The 18078-nt window shown below is 66.9% G+C and carries 19 protein-coding genes and 1 tRNA gene; 5 read left to right on the forward strand and 15 right to left on the reverse strand.

Annotated features, from left to right (window positions below; translation table 11 throughout):
* Nucleotides 1-4: 4 nt before the first annotated feature.
* A complete protein-coding gene (locus IP83_RS06770; RefSeq protein ID WP_054121441.1) occupies nt 5-628 on the forward strand; it encodes an HD domain-containing protein in 624 nt (207 codons plus the stop codon).
* Here IP83_RS06770 and IP83_RS06775 read toward each other — a convergent pair.
* From IP83_RS06775 to IP83_RS06815, 9 genes are all read right to left on the reverse strand, one after another.
* Nucleotides 625-1533, reverse strand: coding sequence for a PDZ domain-containing protein (locus IP83_RS06775; RefSeq protein WP_054121442.1), 909 nt, complete (start codon nt 1531-1533; stop codon nt 625-627). The genes IP83_RS06770 and IP83_RS06775 overlap by 4 nt on opposite strands.
* On the reverse strand, nt 1533-2321 hold the full coding sequence (locus IP83_RS06780) for a DsbA family protein (protein ID WP_054121443.1): 789 nt from the start codon (nt 2319-2321) through the stop codon (nt 1533-1535). The genes IP83_RS06775 and IP83_RS06780 overlap by 1 nt, the downstream gene beginning before the upstream one ends.
* A 32-nt stretch (nt 2322-2353) precedes the next feature.
* Nucleotides 2354-3700 carry a M48 family metalloprotease gene (locus IP83_RS06785; RefSeq protein ID WP_231624949.1) on the reverse strand — a complete coding sequence of 449 codons (1347 nt, stop codon included), beginning with the start codon at nt 3698-3700 and terminating at the stop codon, nt 2354-2356.
* Between the two features lie 36 nt (nt 3701-3736).
* Entirely contained in the window at nt 3737-4699 is a 963-nt protein-coding gene (locus IP83_RS06790) for an alpha/beta hydrolase (RefSeq protein WP_054121445.1), read from the reverse strand.
* Between the two features lie 43 nt (nt 4700-4742).
* Complete coding sequence (locus tag IP83_RS06795) at nt 4743-6134, reverse strand: hypothetical protein (protein ID WP_156309607.1); 1392 nt, start codon at nt 6132-6134, stop codon at nt 4743-4745.
* Nucleotides 6135-6238: 104 nt separating this feature from the next.
* A complete protein-coding gene (locus IP83_RS06800) occupies nt 6239-7123 on the reverse strand; it encodes a CoA ester lyase (RefSeq protein ID WP_231624941.1) in 885 nt (294 codons plus the stop codon).
* 67 nt (nt 7124-7190) lie between these two features.
* On the reverse strand, nt 7191-7667 hold the full coding sequence (locus IP83_RS06805; RefSeq protein ID WP_231624942.1) for a DUF2141 domain-containing protein: 477 nt from the start codon (nt 7665-7667) through the stop codon (nt 7191-7193).
* Nucleotides 7664-8374: a sterol desaturase family protein gene (locus tag IP83_RS06810; RefSeq protein ID WP_054121446.1), complete on the reverse strand. Its 711-nt coding sequence runs from the start codon at nt 8372-8374 to the stop codon at nt 7664-7666. Before IP83_RS06810 ends, IP83_RS06805 begins: the two co-directional genes overlap by 4 nt.
* Before the next feature lie 118 nt (nt 8375-8492).
* Entirely contained in the window at nt 8493-10013 is a 1521-nt protein-coding gene (locus IP83_RS06815) for a DEAD/DEAH box helicase (protein WP_054121502.1), read from the reverse strand.
* A 286-nt stretch (nt 10014-10299) separates the two neighbouring features.
* Here IP83_RS06815 and IP83_RS06820 point away from each other — a divergent pair, with 286 nt between their 5' ends.
* Both IP83_RS06820 and IP83_RS19540 read left to right on the forward strand, forming a co-directional pair.
* On the forward strand, nt 10300-11625 hold the full coding sequence (locus IP83_RS06820; RefSeq protein WP_054121503.1) for a M20/M25/M40 family metallo-hydrolase: 1326 nt from the start codon (nt 10300-10302) through the stop codon (nt 11623-11625).
* The gene (locus IP83_RS19540; RefSeq protein ID WP_082364546.1) at nt 11622-11810 is read left to right on the forward strand and encodes a DUF1289 domain-containing protein; all 189 of its coding nucleotides are present in this window, start codon (nt 11622-11624) and stop codon (nt 11808-11810) included. The genes IP83_RS06820 and IP83_RS19540 overlap by 4 nt, the downstream gene beginning before the upstream one ends.
* Here IP83_RS19540 and IP83_RS06825 read toward each other — a convergent pair.
* Nucleotides 11783-13168, reverse strand: coding sequence for an alginate export family protein (locus tag IP83_RS06825; protein ID WP_231624943.1), 1386 nt, complete (start codon nt 13166-13168; stop codon nt 11783-11785). The genes IP83_RS19540 and IP83_RS06825 overlap by 28 nt on opposite strands.
* Before the next feature lie 391 nt (nt 13169-13559).
* Here IP83_RS06825 and IP83_RS06830 point away from each other — a divergent pair, with 391 nt between their 5' ends.
* Entirely contained in the window at nt 13560-14132 is a 573-nt protein-coding gene (locus IP83_RS06830; RefSeq protein ID WP_054121504.1) for a TMEM165/GDT1 family protein, read from the forward strand.
* Here the strand turns inward: IP83_RS06830 and IP83_RS06835 are convergent.
* Together IP83_RS06835 and IP83_RS06840 are read right to left on the reverse strand one after the other, a co-directional pair.
* Nucleotides 14129-14623, reverse strand: coding sequence for an MmcB family DNA repair protein (locus IP83_RS06835; RefSeq protein WP_054121448.1), 495 nt, complete (start codon nt 14621-14623; stop codon nt 14129-14131). The two genes, IP83_RS06830 and IP83_RS06835, sit on opposite strands and share 4 nt — an antisense overlap.
* A 48-nt stretch (nt 14624-14671) precedes the next feature.
* Entirely contained in the window at nt 14672-15052 is a 381-nt protein-coding gene (locus IP83_RS06840) for a hypothetical protein (RefSeq protein ID WP_231624944.1), read from the reverse strand.
* 92 nt (nt 15053-15144) lie between these two features.
* Between IP83_RS06840 and IP83_RS06845 the strand changes: the two genes are divergently transcribed.
* Nucleotides 15145-15221: transfer RNA gene (locus IP83_RS06845), tRNA-Arg, on the forward strand.
* A gap of 27 nt (nt 15222-15248) precedes the next feature.
* Here the strand turns inward: IP83_RS06845 and IP83_RS06850 are convergent.
* The 3 genes from IP83_RS06850 to IP83_RS06860 all read right to left on the reverse strand — a co-directional run bounded on the left by IP83_RS06850 (nt 15249) and on the right by IP83_RS06860 (nt 18026).
* Entirely contained in the window at nt 15249-15809 is a 561-nt protein-coding gene (locus tag IP83_RS06850) for a VOC family protein (protein WP_054121449.1), read from the reverse strand.
* A 106-nt stretch (nt 15810-15915) separates the two neighbouring features.
* Entirely contained in the window at nt 15916-17403 is a 1488-nt protein-coding gene (locus tag IP83_RS06855; RefSeq protein ID WP_054121450.1) for a phosphomannomutase, read from the reverse strand.
* 146 nt (nt 17404-17549) lie between these two features.
* On the reverse strand, nt 17550-18026 hold the full coding sequence (locus tag IP83_RS06860; RefSeq protein ID WP_231624945.1) for a GNAT family N-acetyltransferase: 477 nt from the start codon (nt 18024-18026) through the stop codon (nt 17550-17552).
* Between the last annotated feature and the right edge of the window lie 52 nt (nt 18027-18078).

An 18078-nucleotide genomic window follows, 5' to 3' on the forward strand; every position in this document is an offset into this window, starting at 1 on the left:
AACCATGGATCATCACGGCGATTCCGCAGAGCGCGCGCAGTTCCATTCGATGGAGGAAGGCACGCAGGAAGACTGGGCGATCATCGCGCGCGACTATGTCGGCTTTGCTGCCGGCCTGCCGGACCGCGTGCTTGCGCACCTGAAGCTGCTCGACGGCGATTTCGGGGGCTTCCCGATCGACCGCCTGACCCACAGCCTGCAGACCGCCACCCGCGCGCACCGCGATGGCCGCCCAGAGAGCTATGTCGTGATGGCGCTGCTCCATGACATCGGCGACACGCTCGGCTCCTATAACCATCCCGAAGTCGCCGCCGCGATCCTCCAGCCGTTCGTGAGCGAGGAAGAGCTGTGGATCTGCCGCAACCACGGCGCGTTCCAAGGGTATTACTACTTCCACTACCTCGGCATCGACCGCAATGTGCGCGAGAAGCATCGCGGCAATCCGTACTTCGATGCCTGCGCGGAATTCTGCGCGAAGTATGATCAGGCCGCGTTCGACCCGGACTACGACACGCTGCCGCTGGAATTCTTCGAGCCGATGGTGCGCCGCGTGATGGCCCGGCCGCGCAACGAAACGGCGATCACCGCGATGGAAACGACCGCCGCGAAGACCGAGGTTCCGGCCTAAGGCTCGCGCCGGAAGCGGAGCGCCCAGTTCGTATCGGGCTGGGCGCGCATCACTGCGATTTCGGCGGCCATTTCCTTCATGCGGGTGCTCGCCATGCCGTGGCTGGCGCCGGGGATCACCAGCAGGCCGCGCGGCTGGATCAGGCGGATCATGCGCAGAGCCGCTTCTGGCGGATAACCGGCATTGGCCATGATCCACACCGAAAGCCGGTCCGCCTCGCGCTCGGTGCGGCGGACGGCATTGGTGCTGCGCTTGCCCGGGCCGAGCAGCGTCTCGTGATCGAGCGCAGCGTGGGCCAGTTCGTGTGCGAGCACCGCCGCGATCATTGCCTCGTCGCCGCCCAGCTGATCGAGCGCCTCGCGGCCGATACGGACCTGGCTGCGCGTGGCGCCGGCATTGTTCTTCCCGTCGTCGAGGATGAAGCGCACCGCGCAAGAGGGTGCGGCCATGACGGTAACAACCCGTCCGCCGCCAAGCATCAGCGAGACCTTGCCAGCGCGCGCCGCAGCCTGTTCAAGCCGTGTTTGCAGCGCCCAGACGCGGTCCCAGCTGCCCTTGCGCGGTGCGGGTCCGACTGGCACGCCATCGACGGCGGTCACCACTGCGTTTACTGCGAGGCCCGCCGCTTCCGCCGGACTGCCTGCCGCAACGGCCGCGACCGCAATATCGCCGGAGAGGCCGTAAGCAGCGCGCGCCAATTCAGGATCGGCGAATGTCTGGGCGTCGCCGAGCAGCAGGCCAATCCCCGGTGCGGCCCGCGCGCAGAAACCCGCATTGGCGTGGCTCAGTCGCCAGCCGATCGTCTGGACCTGCGCATCGTCCTGCTGGAGATCGTCGACCGGCTGCGCGGACGCCGGGGTCCCCGGTGCCAGTGCGGCCACAGCAAACGCCAGCCGCGCCAGCATCAGCCTTTGCGGGCTGCGTTGACCGCCGCCTGCAGCGCTTCTCGCCCGACCGCCCCGCTGAGCAGCTTGCCGCCCACGCTCCACGCCGGAGTGCCGTTGATGCCGAGCTGGCGCGCGAAGCCGATATTGCGCTCCAGTTCCTGCTTCACGCTGGGCTGCTGGGTGAAGGCCGTGGCGGAAGCAGCATCGACCCCAGCTGCATTCGCGGCGGCAGCGATGCTGGTGCTGTTTGGTCGTTCGCCAGAGAACATGGCCTTGTGGAAGGCGGCGTACTTGCCCTGCGCCGCGGCGGCCAGGCCCATGCGGGCGGCGGGCTCGCTCTCGGGCCCGATGATCGGAAGCTCGCGGATCACCACGCGCAGGTCCGGATTGTCCTTCACCAGCGCTTCGACATCGGCGACGCTGCTGCGGCAATAAGTACAGGAAAAGTCGGTGAATTCTACCAGCGTTACCTTGCCTTGCGGGTTGCCAAGAATGGCGCCGGGGAAGGGCGTCTCAAGGGCGCCGCGCAAGGGGGCCAGCCGCGCTTCGGTCTCGCGCGCCTGCAGCTTGTCCATCGCTTCCGGCAGGATTTCGGGATGTTCGAGGATATAGCTGCGCACCAGTGCCTCGATCGCGCCGCGTTTGCGCGCGTCAATTCCCGCTTCGGCGAGCTGGCCGTCGAGCTTGGCGTCAGCGGCGGCGGCTTGCTGTTCCTCGCTGGCACGGCCATGCATGGCCCACCAGCCCCCGGCAGCACCGGCTGCGCCGACCACCAGCGCCAGAGCAAGAAACGGACTGAAACGCATGCCTTGAACTCCTGACGGGCCGCCTGCTGCGCCTACCGCGACTTGCGCGTCCGCTCAATCATCGCGCGCGCCGACATTGCGATGTCTTGCGCACGCAGCCAATCGGGCGAGCCCTTTGGCAGCGCGGCTTCGGCCGCCTCGGCGCTGCGCAGCGCTTCAGGCAGCTGCAACTGGCCGAGCTGCTGTTCCGCACTGGCGAGCCGTGCGCGCGGAATATCACCCTGCGCTTCGTAGACGACGCCGAGTTGATACCACGCGAAGGGATTGTCGCGGTCGCGCCCCACGGCCGTCTTCAGCACGCGCTCGGCCTCGGGAAAATTGGCCTTGTTCTCGGTCGCCAGCAGCGCATGGCCGAGCGTGGTGGCGATGAGCGGGGCGTTGCGGGTGAGTTCAGTCGCGCGGCGTAGCGGGGCAATGGCATCGGCCGGCTTGCCCGATTCGAGCAGGACCTGCCCCTTGAGTTCAAGCGCATAGGGATCGTTCGGATCGAGCTTAAGCAGCGCGTCGGTCTCGGCCAGCGCTTTGTCCATGAGCGCTTCCTTGTGGTAGGCATAGGCGCGCGCGAGGTGTGCGGGCGCGTCCTGCATCCAATCGGGATAGGCGGCAAGCGTGGCGGAAGGCTCGGCGAGATAGCCGACAAGCTTGGCCTTCACCCGCAGGAACCGCGCCTGCAGCGCCGCATCGCCCGGCTTGTTCCACGACGGGTCCTGCGAGAACGAATCCTGCAGCGTGGTGAGGCGATCCGCGGTCAGCGGGTGGGTGGAATAGAACTCGGCGTCCGCATTGCGCTTGAAGCCATAGCGGAACTCGAGGTTCTGCAGCTTCTTGAAGAAGTCGATCGAGCCCTTGCCCGAGATGCCCGCCTTCGACAGGAAGCCGACGCTGGCGGCATCCGCCGAGGATTCCTGCGCGCGGCTGAAGGCGAGGTACTTGCCGAGCGCGGCCTGCTGCCCGGCCATCAGAATGCCGATACCCGCATCGCCCGAACCCGCCGCTGCCGCTGCGGCGCCCAGCAGCAGGCTGAGCAGCGTGATCCCGGTGGCGGGCTTGCCGCCCTCGTCACCGCGGATCACGTGTCCGCCGGTGATATGGCCCAGTTCGTGCGCGAAAACGCCCTGGACTTCCTGCGCGTTGTCCGCCGCGCTGATCAGGCCGGAGTGGATGTAAACCGCCTGCCCGCCCGCCACGAAGGCGTTGATCGAAGGGTCGTTGAGCAGCACCAGATCGATCGCGCGCGGGTTGAACCCGGCGGCTGCGACGATCGGCGCGGCCATGTCCTGAAAGAAGGCTTCAGTCTCCGCATCGCGCAAGACCGATTGCGCTGAGGCTGGCGTGGGCGCGAGGAACAGCGCGATGCCGGCTGCGACGGCTTGTCCGATGCGGCGAGGTAAGGATCGGGTCACGGTGGCCGGAGCTTATCTGCCGCTCGCCTGAACCGCCGGTGAAGCGGTCACCTTGGCGAGGAACGGCAGCACGGCATCGAAGGCCCGCGAATCGCGCGAGAAGGGCCGTGCGAACATCATGATGAGGCCTTCATGCGTCACGCCGTCCAGCAGCACGGCGCGGGTCGGCGCTCCAGCGCGGGTCATCGTGCGGGCAAGCTCGACTGAATTGCGCGGTCGCACGCGGGTATCGGCGATGCCGTGGACGAGCAGCAGCGGCGGCCCTCCGGCGCGGGCGTGGACCACCGGCTGGGTCTCCTCGGGATTCGGCGCCTTGCCGAAGCTCAACCTGGTCGCCTCGCTCTCGAAGGGGTAGAAGTCATAGGGGCCAGCCAGACCTACCACCCCGCGCAGTGTGTTGGCATCTAGGCCCTTTGCCGCCAGCCAGCGCTGGTCAAGCCCGAGCATCACCGCGTTGTAGGCTCCGGCGGAGTGGCCCATCAGCACCACGCGCTTGGGATCGCCGCCCAGCGCAGCGGCATGGTCCGCCACCCAGCGCACCGCGGCGGCGCCGTCCTCCAGCATGCCTGGGTACTGCGCCTTGGGATAGAGCCGGTAGCCTGCCAGCACCACGGCATAACCCTGCGGCGCCAGCGCGCGGGCGATAAAACGGTAGTCGTGCGGATCGCCCGAACGCCAGCCGCCGCCATGGATGAAGACGATGATGGGCAAAGGACCTTTCGCCGCACCGGCGGGGAGGAACATTTCAAGCTTCTGTGCCGGATCACTGCCATAGCGCACGGCGGCTACTTCGTGGATTGTACCGTCGCCGCCATGCAGGATGCGGTCGGCCGTATCCAGCATTGCCACGGCCTCTGTCGCAAGTGCTTGCCGATAGAGGAGAAATCCGCCGACTCCGAGAAGGGCCAGCACGGCAAGAGTCCACACCAGCCAGCGGCGGCGCGGTTTGCAGGTTGGAGTAAGGACGTCAGCCATGAGCCATGGCTAGACGCTTTTGTGCAGACGGGAAAGCGGCCCTTCAGCCCAGCAGGCGGCGCGCCGCGCGCTCCAGCATTGGCTGGTCGTCAGCGATCTCGCCCAGCAGCACGGCGGGGCCGCTGGCGAGGCGGCGCACCATGACGAGTGCAAATTCCGCGCCTTCGGGCTCCAGCGCATAGAGCGGCTTGTGATCGAGCGCGCGCAACCCCTCGATCAACGGCGCGCGCGGCTTCGGCGCGGTCTTGCCGGTCTCCTCGCGGCGCAGCTTGCGTTCCAGCGCGACGACACCCTTGAGCCCGCCGGAAGCCGATGCGAGGTAGGCCCCGAGTTCGCCAATGCCCAGCCCGAGGCGCTGCGCATGGGTCAACGCGGTGGTGTATTCGGCAATGCGCGTCTTGTCGTAGTCCGCGCCGAACACCAGCTTGACCAGCGGCGTCAACGGCGCGCGGGCCTGCATGGTGAGGCCTGCGTCCGCAAGCATTTCGGCATAGTCGTCGGCTGCTTCCTCTGCTGCAAGCGCGAAGTCCCAGGCCCGGCCAATGGCAGCATAGAGCGCGCCGCGGGTGCGGTCCTCGCTGGCATGGGCGATGTGCGCCAGGTCGCGAGCGGAAGCGAGCCAGTCGGCAAGGCAGGCAGGGACAGGGTCTTCGAGCCCGTAAGCTTCTCCGGGCAGAGCGGCCTCTTCCGGGATGATCTCGGCCCCGATTTCGGCAAGATCGAGCGGGTGGCTGTCTGCATCGGGGCCATCCGCCCAGCCGCCCAGCGGTACGGCGGACGCACGGCGCGGGGCCAGCGTCGCGCTGCTCGGGCGCTGGTCGAGCGCCTGGTCGACTTCGAGCAGCAGGGCATCGGTGGTCTGCTGATCGGCCAGTTCCTTCCAGTTGATGACCCCGTAGAGGTAGTCGATCGTCTCGTTGTCGGTCGAGAACGGCAGCAGGATGCCACGGTAGAGGATCGTCTTGCCGCGCTGGTTGACGAATTCGGCCTCGAATCCGATCGGTGCCTGATTGGCGATGATCTGCAGGTAGTGGTCGGTGATGCGCGAGAGCAGCGAGCGGCCGGGAATGTCGCTCAGGCGGCGAAGCGGGCTGCCGGCTTCGCATTCATCGGCGAGCACCTGACCAAGGAACGGGATGGCCGGGTCCTCGATGCCATTGTCGAAGTGCAGCAGCACCGAATGGTCGGCAAAATCGGGCATCTGCCCGTCAAGCAGCGTCTGCACCGGCGGAAACTGGCCCTGATCGAGCAGGCTCGCCCAGAAATTGTAGGCGCGCACCTGCATGCGGCGCTCGTCCTGCCCGATGGGCGGCGGCGGCGGCGCGACAGCACCCCGCTCGTCGATTGATTCCTCGTAACCGGTATAGTCGGCGGCATAGTCGAGGGGCTCCTGCCCCTCCCGACCTTCCGTGGAAATGCCGCGATACGTATCCATGAACCAGTCCCCGTGGTCGTGCGATGGGATCGGTCATGGCGCAACATGGTAAAGATGTGTTTAAGTTGCGCCGCGTCTCTGCGCGCAATCGTTCGATAATGGAGTCAGCGTGCGGCGATGGCCGCCGCCTTGGCCAGCAGCTTCACCGCCATGTCGCGGTGGAGCAGCTCTGCCATCTTGCCGCCGACCTTGAGCGCGCCCTTGCCTGCGTTCGCCGGGTCGGCAAAGGCCGCCACGATAGCCTCTGCTTCGGCGACTTCCGCCTTTCCCGGCGCAAAGACGCGGTTGGCGGTTTCGACCTGCGAGGGATGGATCAGCGTCTTGCCATCGAACCCCAGTTCGCGCGCCTGCGTACATTCCGCTTCGAGCCGCGCGGCATCGTCGATCGCATTGCACACCCCGTCGAGCAGGACGAGGCCATAGGCGCGCGCCGCCATCAGCGCCTGCACCATCACCGGCACGAACCCGGTGCGGCCCGGCACTTGCGCCATGCCTGTTTCCTTGGCGAGATCGTTGAGCCCCAGCACAAAGCCCGCGAGCCGCGAAATCCGAGCCGACTGCGCAATCCGCTCCAGCGCGAGCACGGCCTGCGGCGTCTCGATCATCACCCACAGCCGCACGGCAGGATCATAGCCTGCACCGTCCATCGCGACCGACAGCGCGACCACGTCGGCGGCATCATCCACCTTCGGCGCCAGCACGGCGTGGAGCGGCGCGCGAGCGAGCGCCGCCAGATCGGCCTTGCCCCAGGGCGAACCCAGCGGATTGATCCGCGCGATCATCTGCCGGTGTCCGAAGCCGCCCGCGGTCAGTTCCTCGACCAGCGCGGCGCGGGCCTCGTCCTTCATCTCGGGCGCGACGGCATCTTCGAGATCGAGCGCGACGGCATCGCACGGCAACGCGCGTGCCTTGTCGACAGCGCGGCGGTTGCTCGCCGGCATGTAAAGCAGCGAGCGCAGCGGCTGCGCTCCGGTCAGGGCATCAGGCACACACTTCTCCGACAAAGCATGAGGCTTTCAGCCCATTCCCGATGCCGCGCCGCCGCGCAAGCAAATGTTACAGGATATAGCGAACCTTGATTGCGGTCTTCAGCTGCGCCGGACCGACCTGGAACGACGCCGCGCCGAATCGGGGTGGGCCGAATTGCAGCGGCGCATCGCGCGAGAAGCCGAAACCTTCGCGCGGGAGCATCATCATCTTGTCCATCCGGCCATTGCCATTCTCGTCATGGAACAGCGCAATGGCATAGCGGCCCTGCGGCACGTCCCGGAACTCTACGGTCTCTCCGTTCGCCGCCGGTACGGTGAGGTGCCGCGCGTGCGGGTCCTTCTGGCAATCGGGGAAGGTTTTGGGATTGGCGGTCATGCAGGCCATGATCTGCCCGCGATTCGAACGCAGCCCGTCGATCTCGACGAGGATCGAGCTTGCTTCGGACGCATTCGCTGCGCCCAGAATCTGCGGCAACGGCATAGCCGCCATCGCAGCCGGTGCAGCGATCACCGCCACGCCAAGCGGAAGTCCCTTGCGCATCATGGCGCGGACAGACCCTTGTCGGTCCCGCAGACGTGATCCCAGAACCGGAAATAAAGGCCGTAATTGCATCGATAGAGCTCGTGATGACGATGGTGATGACTCGCTGTTATCACCCATTGCCCTACAGTTGAGTGAACAAGTGCCTTGGGAAACATTTCCCAACCCATATGATTTGTGACTCCCATCACGGTCATCACCATCAATACGAGCCCCAGCACGCCGGCGTGGATCGGCACCACGAAGACCAGCGCGGGAATGAACAGGCCGACAATCGCGGCCTCCACGGGATGGAAATTCATCGCTGCCCAAGCTGTAGGCGGGCGGCTGGCATGGTGGATCGCATGCACCGCGCGGAACACGCGGGGGCGGTGCATCAGCCGGTGCGTCCAGTAGAACCACGTATCGTGGAGCGCGAGGTAGACCAACAGCGAGAGCGGCAACCACCACAGCGGCCAGGCGTTCGCATCGGTGTAGACCCGCGTCCAGCCATGGTGCTGCCAGCCCCAGGCGATGATGCCCGCCGGCACACCATAGATCGCGGCGGAAGCGAGGCTCCACGCGATCTCGCTGCGCATCTGGCGGTCAAGGCCATCGTAATGGCCGGGGCGCACCAGCTTGGTCAGCCAAGCGAAGAGCCCGCTTACCGCGAGATAGCGCGCGGCGATGATCACCGTCATGATCGCTGCGGTCAGCCACAGCTCGCTCATGCGGGGATCGCTCCGGTAGCGTGGGGAGAGGAAGTCAGGAACACGGCGCTCTCTATGCCAAGGCGGTGCGCCAGTGGACAGACGGCCGTTGGGTCAGTCCACAGGCACCGCACGCCGGTCAGACGACGCGGCGGACCTTGTTGCGGTGCTGGCCCATGCCCCCGTTGCCGCCGGGACCGCGTCCCGGTCCCTGCGGACGAAACGGCTTCTTCTGGCCTTCGCGCCGCTCGCCCTGCGGTGCTTCGGTGCGCTCGGCGCGGACGGGATTGCCGACCGGGCCGCGATCATTGTTCGCGCGAGCAGGATTGGCGTCGCGCGGGCGGCCATCACGGCCCTGCGCGCGGCCACCCGGCGAACGGTCGTCGCGACGACGCTCCCCACGCGGCGCACCGCGATCGCCGAAGCGCCCGCGCTGATCGCGCTCGTCGCGCCGTGCGTCGCGCTCGGCCTCGTCGGGCTTGCGGCTGACGGCGGGAAGCTTCGCGGCTTCGGCCTGGAAGCCCTCGGGCAGCGGCAGCGGGGTGAGCTTCACCTGCGTGAGCTTCTCGATATCGCGCAGGTAGGGCTTCTCGTCCGGCGCGCAGAAGCTGATCGCCTCGCCATCCGCGCCCGCACGCGCGGTGCGGCCGATGCGGTGGACGTACTGCTCCGCCACGTTGGGCAGCTCGAAGTTGAACACGTGGCTCACCCCGCTCACGTCGATCCCGCGCGCGGCGATGTCGGTGGCGACGAGGATCGGGCACGAGCCCTGCCGGAACGCATCCAGCGCGGCGGTGCGTTGCGCCTGGCTCTTGTTGCCATGGATCGCGCGGGCGCTGATCGAGGCAGCGGAGAGGTGACGCACCACGCGGTCCGCGCCGTGCTTGGTGCGGGTGAACACCAGCGCGCGGTCAAGCGTCTTGTCCGCCAGCAGCGCGCGGATACGCAGCGTGAGCAGAGCCTGCTTCTCGGCCTGGTTGACGAACGTAACGTACTGCTCGACGCGCTCGGCCGTGGTCGCCTGCGGCGTTACTTCCACACGCACCGGATTGTTGATGAACTGCTTGCCGAGGTCGGCAATCGCCTTGGGCATGGTGGCCGAGAAGAACAGGCTCTGGCGCTGCTTGGGTAGCAGGTTGGCCACGCGCTTGAGCGCATGGATAAAGCCGAGGTCCATCATCTGGTCAGCTTCGTCGAGCACGAAGATCTCGACCCGGCCCAGCGTGAGCGCGCGCTGGTCGATCAGGTCGAGCAGGCGGCCCGGCGTCGCGACGAGGATGTCGCAGCCCGGCACGAGGCGGCGGGCCTGCTTGCCCACCGGCACGCCGCCGAACACGCAATCGACCGTCAGGCGCAGGTTCTTGGCATAGGCGGCGATGTTCTCGGCGATCTGCGCGGCGAGTTCACGCGTCGGCGAAAGCACCAGCATGCGGCACGAGGCGGGCTTGCGCGGCTGCGGATTGGCGGCGAGGCGGTGGAGCGAAGGCAGCGCGAAGGCTGCGGTCTTGCCTGTGCCGGTCTGCGCGATGCCAAGAAGGTCGCGCCCCTCAAGCAGCGCGGGGATGGACTGGCGCTGGATCGGCGTCGGGTCGGTGTAACCCTTGCTGGCAAGCGCGTGGAGGATCGGCTCGGCAAGGCCGAGATCGCTGAAATAAGACATGGGAATCCAATCGTTGAATGGCGCGCGCGGCTTCATGCGGCGCGCAGGCAAAGGGTCGTCCATGCGACCCATGCGTGAAGGGGAAGCCAAGCGAAGCAGCTGTTCGACCGGGGCGGGTTCACGCCCTGAACGGCGCAACCTCACGCTAGCCCGGGCCTGCGGCGGAACGTCCGCTCGCCAGTCCTGCTGAAAGTGCGCCTATATGCAATTGCGCGTGAAAGCAAGGAAATTACGCGAAGTGCCAGCGGGCTTCCCAAGCAAGGGGCTGTGGTTCTATCACCTCCCGATGCAAAACCGCCTCGCCTCTGCGTTCCTCGCCGCCTCGCTTCTGCTTCCTGCCAGCGCACTTGCCGCGCCCGCGCTCACCACGCCGGAAAAGCGCATGGTCGCGGCGGTCGAAGCGAACGAACCTCGCGATCTCGCCTTGCTCGAAAAGCTGGTGAACCAGAACTCTGGCTCGCGCAATCTCGCCGGGGTCAAGGCTGTGGCAGACATGCTGCGTCCCGAATTCGAGGCGCTGGGCTTCACGGTGAAGTGGCTGCCGATGGAGCAGACGGGCCGCGCGGGGCACCTTGTCGCCACGCATAGCGGTAAGCCGGGCACAAAACGCCTTCTGCTGATCGGTCACCTCGATACGGTGTTCGAAGCGGATTCGCCGTTCCAGAAGTTCACCCGCAATGGCGCATTTGCCACCGGCCCCGGTGTTGCCGATGACAAGGGCGGCGTGGTCGCCATGCTGGCCGCCTTGCGCGCGATGGCGGCGGCGGGCACGCTCAGGAACGCCAACGTGGTTGCGTACCTGACGGGCGACGAGGAAGACGCCGGCGACCCGCAGTCCGCCGCCCGCGCCGACCTTATCGCCGAAGGCAAGAAGGCAGACATCGCGCTCGATTTCGAGGGCCTCGCCCGCGATGTGGGGCCGGACGGCAAGCTGATCGACATGGGCTCGATCGCCCGCCGCTCGGCATATAGCTGGACGATCGAGGTCACCGCGAAGTCCGGCCATTCGAGCGGCGTGTTCGGCGCCGATGGCGATGGCGCGATCTACGCCTTGTCGCGCATGCTGGCGGCGATCCGCGCCGAAGTGCCCGAACCCAATCTGACGCTCAACGTTGGCATGATCGCGGGCGGGGCCGAAGCCGCGCTGGCCGCCGACCAGGCGCACGCCAGCGCGACCGGCAAGACCAACATCATCCCGGCCAAGGCCATCGCGCGCGGCGACTTGCGCACGCTTTCGCCCGAACAGAACACCCGCGCGCAGGAAAAGATGGCGGCCATCGTCGCGCGCGCTTTCCCCGGTGCTACGGCCAGGATCACGTTCGAGGACGGTTACCCGCCGATGGCGCCGACCGATGCCAACCGCGCGCTGCTGGCCCGGCTCAACGACGTGAACGCCGCGCTCGGCCTGCCCGCGATGCCGCCGCTCGATCCGCTCAAGCGCGGCGCGGGCGATATCAGCTTCGTCGCCGCCGATGTGCCCGGCCTCGTCGGCCTGGGCCCGGCCAGCAGGGGCGACCACACGCCCAACGAGACGGTGGACCTCTCCAGCCTCAATCTGCAGGCCAAGCGCGCCGCACTGCTGATGAGCCGTCTGGCCGCCGAGAAGCGATGAGCGGCGAGCCGGTCAGCCCCTGCACTGGCACTTGTACGCTCGATCCGCTTACCCGCCTGTGCCGCGGGTGCGCGCGCACGATCGAGGAGATCATGGCCTGGCCCACCGCCACAGCAGCCGAGAAGCACGCGATCCTTGCTCGCCTCGCCGAGCTTGGTCAAAGCGTCAGTGTCAGGTCGAAGTAGCCGTAGATACTGTCGCCGCTGGTCGGCGCATTGGGCGCATTGCGCAGGAAGCCCTGCTTGAACAGCACCGCGCCGCCGGTCTCTGCCTGCAGCACCTCGGGCACCAGCCAGTGCCGCAGCCGCGCTTCGGCCTGATGTCCGGCAAAGCGTCCCGATGCGCCCCTCGCATCGCGCACGCCTGTGGTCGCAAAGCTGTCACGCGGGTTCTCCAGCCACATCGCGCGGTACGAGACCATCACATCGGTGCGCTTGTCCGGCACCGCTTCCAGTCGCACACCCGGTGAGATGATGTTGGTCCGCTGCAAGGCGCCATAAAGCGCGGTCGGCCCGAAATCGAACCGGCGGGCGCCGTAAAGCGTGTCGAAGCGCCCGTAGTGCCCGGCCCTGCCGCCATCCCCGCTTGCCGCATCGAACAGCGCCGCCACGCGCGGCTTCCACCCGCCCTTCAGGGTGTAGCCCGCCTCGGCGTGGAGGAACCAGGCGGAGACATCGAGGTCGGTCACATCGGCCGCACTCGCGCTGCGCCGCGCCGTGCCGAACTGCCAGGCGCCCTCGACATCGTGGTCCCATTTGCCCGTTGCCGGGCGGGCGAAGGCCCGCGCGCCCAAGGTCCACAGGCGGCGATTGCGCGTTGGCCGATTGTCGCCGTCCTGCTCGGCCAGCCGGTAGCCATAGGTCTCCAGCACACCGCCCAGCAGATGCGGCACCGTGGCATGCGCGCCGAAGAACTGCACCCGCGTAGTTTCGAGATCGAACTTGACCGCGTTGTCCCTGAGGCTCGGCAGATCGTCGGGCCTGCGGATCTGCGGCATCGTCCAGAACGCCTGCAGCCGCGTGCCGCCGTGCGTTGTCCATTCGAGGTCCGCGCCGGTGAAGCCGTTGGTGGTCTGGCGAAAACGGTTGCGCGCGACGAGGCGGCGCGAGCCAATATCCATGGTCTGGCGGCCCAAAGTCAGCAGGCCTTTCCCGCCCTTCGCACCTTTGCGCCAATCGCCCAGTTCGATTTTGGCATAGGCCTGCACGAGTTCGACGGTGTTCACTTCCGAGGTCGTGATCGAAGAGGCTGGCCCTTCGCCATAAGCGCGCGCATCCCAGAGCTCGCCGCCGAAGCGAACCGGGCCTGCATCGTATTCCACTGCCAACGTGGTGCGGAGCGAGAACATCGCATCGGCTGAGGCAGGGCTCGGGCGGAACTGCCCGTCGATCCCCTCGACCCGCGCGCGGACGGTAGCGCTGATCGCAAGATCATCCGGCGCGCCCAAGGCCTCCGCGAGCGGCCCCTGTTTCGCCATCGCGGGCGTGGAGAATGGCAGCACGGCGCAGGCCGCGCTGAGGGCAAGGGTCGCTCTTCTGGTCAAAGTCGCTTCCACTGTTCAGGGCGCACCGCCTCCCGCAGCCGGGTTGGATCATTGGTGCTATGCATTGTTGAATACAGCAATTACGCGGGCCGTCCATCCCTGTCGCGCGTCAAGTGCCTTGCAGAGTGGTCCGTTGCGGACTAGTGCCCGCGCCGTCACTTGGGGAGTAGCCGCTGCGCGTCCATGCGCAGTCCCCTGCCAGACTTGTCTGGCGCGTCAACATGCTTGGCCGAGAGGCCATGGCGCAGGCGGCAGCGAAGGGCCTTCGAGGTTGAAGCTGCCGGGCGAGACCAATGGCACCTGTGCTCCCCGTCCGGCCGGGCGGGGGAGTGCGGTGCCGTTGTCTCGAATGCTCGCCCGGCCTTGGAACCTGCCCATGCTCGAAGCCCAGATTGCCGCCACGCTCACCTCCACCGCCATCGTCGCCCTCGCAGAAATCGGGGACAAGACGCAGCTCCTTGCCATCGTGCTCGCCGCGCGGTTCAAGCGGCCCCTGCCGATCGTTCTCGGCATTCTCGTGGCCACGCTGGCCAATCATTTCCTTGCCGCGCTGGTCGGATCGCTGGCAGCGGGTTGGTTCGACGGCCCGGCCTTCCGCTATGCCGTCGCCATCGGCTTCCTCGCGATGGCCGCCTGGACCCTGGTACCCGACAAGTTCGACGACGACGAAGCGCCCGCAGTTTCGCGCGGCGGTGCATTCCTGACGACCCTGATCGCCTTCTTCCTCGTCGAAATGGGCGACAAGACGCAGGTCGCCACCATCGCGCTCGGTGCCCGCTTCCACGATGCCGTCGCGGTCACCATGGGCACCACCCTCGGTATGATGCTGGCCAATGTGCCCGCGGTGCTGCTCGGCGGAGAGATCGTCAAACGCGTGCCGCTCGGCGTGGTGCGCCTGATTGCGGCGCTGTTCTTTGCGCTGCTCGGTATCGTCCTGCTGCTGGCGACGGCCGGCTGGCTCTAGGGCTCTTCGCCCCACCCGGAACATTGCGGATCGCCCGCCACAACCAGCCGCCGCAGCGCCGCGCGGGCGAGCCGCTCGGTCTCTGCCTTGCGGCGCGAAGGGGCGAGCGGCAGGCTGGGGGCGGGGCGCAGGATCTCCGCGTCATAGCCATCCGCCACGATCAGGCCGCAGAGATCCGGCCTGAAAGCTGGCGTTTCAAGGCAGGCGCGGTCAAGGTGCGGGGCAAGGCCCCAGTAGAACCGGTCGCAATATTCCAGATAGTCCGGCCACTTCGCATCGCCGAGCAGATCGTTCCGCGCGACCTTGATCTCCACGATCACGATCCGGCCCTTGCCGTCGATCCCCATCAGATCGGCCCGGCGGCCCGAACGGAGCGGCATTTCCCGCAGGCACCAGATGCCATTTCGCGCAAACAGCCGCCCGATTCCGCGCGCGACGGCCTGCGCCTCGCGCTCGGCAGGGGCAGTCGCAGGGATGGCCGAATCGAGCATGGCTGCAGCTTAAGAACAAAAATAGAACAAAGAAAGCGCGCTTTGGCGCTAGCGTTCGATTCCCAGCGGCGGGATCAGCGCCAGCAGCCCCGCGCGTGCCGTATGAAACTCCTGCCAGAGCGCCAGAGCCGCCGCACCCGCGGGCGTCCCGCTGTCATGCAATGCCAGCAAGGCGGCAAGGCCCGGCTCGAGAATCGCGGCGAGATCGTCCACGCCCTGCTCGGCAAGCCGCATCCGCCACCCCCCCGTATCGCGCATGATCGCAGGGAAGTTCCGCACCTCCGGCGAGCGATATTCGGGCGCAATTCCGGCGAGCTCGCCGATGGCCGCCGCAGCCTCGTGCACCGCCGTCCATTTCACCGCCATCTGGCTCGCCGCCGGACGAGCGCCCGTACGATTCGCATCATGAGAGGGGGGACGGCTGGCCATGCGCGGGGGAATAACCCCGCGGCGCCTACCAAATCCCTAAACGACAAACCTCTGGCAAGCAGCGCGCGGCGCTGCTAGGCGGTGCATCCCACGCACCCGTAGCTCAGCTGGATAGAGCGCTGCCCTCCGAAGGCAGAGGTCACAGGTTCGAATCCTGTCGGGTGCGCCAGAGGCCCCCCACACACCACCCACATTTTCACTTCGGCAGCAGCGGTGCGCGACTATAGGTCTTGATCGCACCGCTTTCGATCGTGGCAGGCGTGTTCGCGTCGCGGGCTTCGTGGGCGCGTTTCCATACGCCGAACATGCCCATGATGTGAGGCGGATCGCCGTGGATCTCGGTGAAGCCGCCGTTGAGCGAGCGCGTGTCGAAATAGGCGGCGTTCACCTGATCGGCATAGAGCTCGGTCGCCAGCGGATAGCCCATGTCGAGCCAGCGTTGGCGTTCGGCGGCAAAGTCGGAGACGAGGTAGGCTATGTGGTGGAAGCCTTCCTCGCCGGCCTTGTACATGTCGCGATAGATCGATGGCTGGTCATCGTGCTGCTCGATGAACTGGATCATCATGTCGCCGAGATAGCCGAAGGCATAGGAGACATCGGCCTCGACCGCGGTGCCGCGATAGGTGAATTCCTCGCAGCGGTGGTGGCGGGCCATAAAGAAGGGTCCGGCGCCGAAGGCCTTCGCCCACTTCTCCGCTGCAGCGTCGATGCTCTGCACATAATAGGCCTGCTGGAACAGCGGATAGGAGCGGGTCATGCGGGTCTCTCCTTCTGGTCGCAAGCCACGACGCTGGGCAGCGCGCGAAGAACTTGCCGACCGATCGGGCCCAAGTCACTTAGCGTTTGTCGTAAGGGAGCTGTTACTATGCCAAACCGAGCGCCGCCTTTACGCTGCCCAGCGCATCGCGGTTGAGTGCCACTGCGCGGTCCTCGCTGTCCGCTTCGGTATAGCAGCGCAGTTCGGGCGCATTCCCCGATCCGCGCAAGTGAACGATCTCGCCGCTGCTGAACGTGGCACGCACCCCGTCGGTATCGTCGATTACCCTCGCTTCGCCTGTAAAGGCTCCGAACAGCTTCGTCTGCAGCACCAGCTGTTCCCCGCGCGAACCGGCCTTCAGCATCGCGAACAGCTGCTCGCTGAGCGTCGGTGGGAATTCCTTGAGCCGGTCGCTGAAGGTGAAGCGCTGCGGCAGGCTGGCCAGCTGCTGCGAAACGCTTCCCCCCGGCGCAGTCAGCACGAGCAGGATCGGCAGCACGGCATCGCGCGTCTCCAGCGCGGTCGTCGTCGTGCCGCCCGCTCCGGGGATGTCCGAACCGAGCAGGAAACCGCCGTTCGCCTCGTAGCCGCACACCACGTCAGAGGGCGCGGCATGCTCTTCGCGCATGGCTGCGATCACATAGGGTGAGCCGATGCGTGTACGGCGGCAGCGCGGGAACAGACCGGAAAGCTCCAGCGCGGTGTTGCTGCTGACCGGGGTGACGACCGCCGTCGCCCCGACCCGGGCCGCCGAGAGAATGCCGAGCACGTCGCCGCGCATCCAGACCCCGTTCTCGTCGGCGAGCAGCGGGCGATCCGAATCGCCATCTGTGGAAATGATCGCGTCGTACGTCACCGCGCTTGCCCAGTCACGCGCGAGCACCACATCCTCGTCGCGGATGGCTTCGGTATCGACCGGGATGAAGCTTTCCGAGCGCCCGAGCAGCTCGATCTCTGCGCCCAGTTCGCGGACGATCCGTGCCAGGATGTCGCGCCCGACGGCGGAGTGCTGGTAGACCCCGATGCGCTTTCCGCCGAGCGAGCCGGCGCCAAAATGATCGATGTAGCGCTGGACGTAGGCGGTCTCGACATCGGTAACCGATGGCAGGACTTCCGCCTCGGTCAGCATGCCGTCCGCCGTGAAGGCGCCATCCGGCAGGGGGACCAGCTGGGATGACATGCCGGCCTCGTCGGACTTCAGTACTTCACCCGTCGGCCGGTAGAACTTGATGCCGTTGCGGTCGGAGGGGATGTGGCTGCCGGTCACCATCAGGCAGGGAATGCCTTGCGCGAAGCTGTAGAGCGCCAGCGCCGGCGTCGGCACATAGCCGCAGAATACCGGCACGCCGCCCTCGTCGCGCACCGCCCGCGCGCAGGCCGCGAGAATGCGCGGTGTACTGGGGCGCAGGTCTCCGGCCAGCGCCACGCGCCCGCCGGACTGAAACTCGCCAAGCGTCGCAAGGTAGGAAAGAAAACCGCGTGTATAACCGTAGCAGACGCGGTCGGTCATCGCGACCACGGTGCCGCGCGCACCGCTTGTCCCGAAAGCGACGCCGCTTTCGACCATGAGATCCTTCACCGTCATCTGCGCCATGGAGATTGTCCCGATCCGCGTGCCTGCACCGGATCGGCGCTATCGGCTGCGCGCTGCTCTTCGCCCGCCGCGCGGCAAGGTTCAAGACCGAAGTCGCGCGGTCTGTCGCAGCCCTGCGCCGCGACATCGTCCCCGAGCGGGATGCGCTACAGTGGCTTCGCCATGCGAATGATCGGCACTGACACACCCTCGCGGGAGGTGGCTTCGACCGCTTCGATCTCTGCATAGCCGCAAGCCGCATAGAGCGGCCGCCCGGCCAGCGTCGCCATCAGTTCGACCTTGCTGAAGCCTGCGGTGCGTGCGGCATCCTCGCACAGCGCCATGATGAGCTTGCCGATGCCGCGCCGGGCATGTGCGGGATCGACGTACATCGCGCGGATCTTGGCGGCGTCGTTTGCCGGATCGAGCGGCAGTGGCTCGCGCGCAACGATGGAGTCGTCCCCGCCGAACAGCGTTGCGCGCCAGCTCCACCCGCCGCAGCCGACAAGTTCGCCCTGATCCAGGATCATGAAGTAGGTACCGTCCTTCACCAGCTGCGTATCGAGCCCCATGATCTGGTGGCTGGCGGTGACTTGCTCCGGCGTGAGGAAGCCGCGTTGCAGCTCCTCGATTGCCCGCGTCATCAGCGCGCGGAGGCGAGGAAGGTCCTCCTCCGTTGCAAGCGCGTGGGTGAAC

It is taken from the genome of Novosphingobium sp. AAP93 (assembly GCF_001296055.1).
Taxonomy (GTDB): domain Bacteria; phylum Pseudomonadota; class Alphaproteobacteria; order Sphingomonadales; family Sphingomonadaceae; genus Novosphingobium.

Bases quoted from the DNA above. Each gene is read 5' to 3' on its own strand.
- IP83_RS06770 (WP_054121441.1), top strand. From the start codon at position 5: ATGGATCATCACGGCGATTCCGCAGAGCGCGCGCAGTTCCATTCGATG.
- IP83_RS06775 (WP_054121442.1), bottom strand. From the start codon at position 1,533: ATGCTGGCGCGGCTGGCGTTTGCTGTGGCCGCACTGGCACCGGGGACC.
- IP83_RS06780 (WP_054121443.1), bottom strand. From the start codon at position 2,321: ATGCGTTTCAGTCCGTTTCTTGCTCTGGCGCTGGTGGTCGGCGCAGCC.
- IP83_RS06790 (WP_054121445.1), bottom strand. From the start codon at position 4,699: ATGGCTGACGTCCTTACTCCAACCTGCAAACCGCGCCGCCGCTGGCTG.
- IP83_RS06795 (WP_156309607.1), bottom strand. From the start codon at position 6,134: ATGGATACGTATCGCGGCATTTCCACGGAAGGTCGGGAGGGGCAGGAG.
- IP83_RS06805 (WP_231624942.1), bottom strand. From the start codon at position 7,667: ATGATGCGCAAGGGACTTCCGCTTGGCGTGGCGGTGATCGCTGCACCG.
- IP83_RS06810 (WP_054121446.1), bottom strand. From the start codon at position 8,374: ATGAGCGAGCTGTGGCTGACCGCAGCGATCATGACGGTGATCATCGCC.
- IP83_RS06815 (WP_054121502.1), bottom strand. From the start codon at position 10,013: ATGTCTTATTTCAGCGATCTCGGCCTTGCCGAGCCGATCCTCCACGCG.
- IP83_RS06820 (WP_054121503.1), top strand. From the start codon at position 10,300: ATGCAAAACCGCCTCGCCTCTGCGTTCCTCGCCGCCTCGCTTCTGCTT.
- IP83_RS19540 (WP_082364546.1), top strand. From the start codon at position 11,622: ATGAGCGGCGAGCCGGTCAGCCCCTGCACTGGCACTTGTACGCTCGAT.
- IP83_RS06835 (WP_054121448.1), bottom strand. From the start codon at position 14,623: ATGCTCGATTCGGCCATCCCTGCGACTGCCCCTGCCGAGCGCGAGGCG.
- IP83_RS06840 (WP_231624944.1), bottom strand. From the start codon at position 15,052: ATGGCCAGCCGTCCCCCCTCTCATGATGCGAATCGTACGGGCGCTCGT.
- IP83_RS06850 (WP_054121449.1), bottom strand. From the start codon at position 15,809: ATGACCCGCTCCTATCCGCTGTTCCAGCAGGCCTATTATGTGCAGAGC.
- IP83_RS06855 (WP_054121450.1), bottom strand. From the start codon at position 17,403: ATGGCGCAGATGACGGTGAAGGATCTCATGGTCGAAAGCGGCGTCGCT.
- IP83_RS06860 (WP_231624945.1), bottom strand. From the start codon at position 18,026: ATGACGCGGGCAATCGAGGAGCTGCAACGCGGCTTCCTCACGCCGGAG.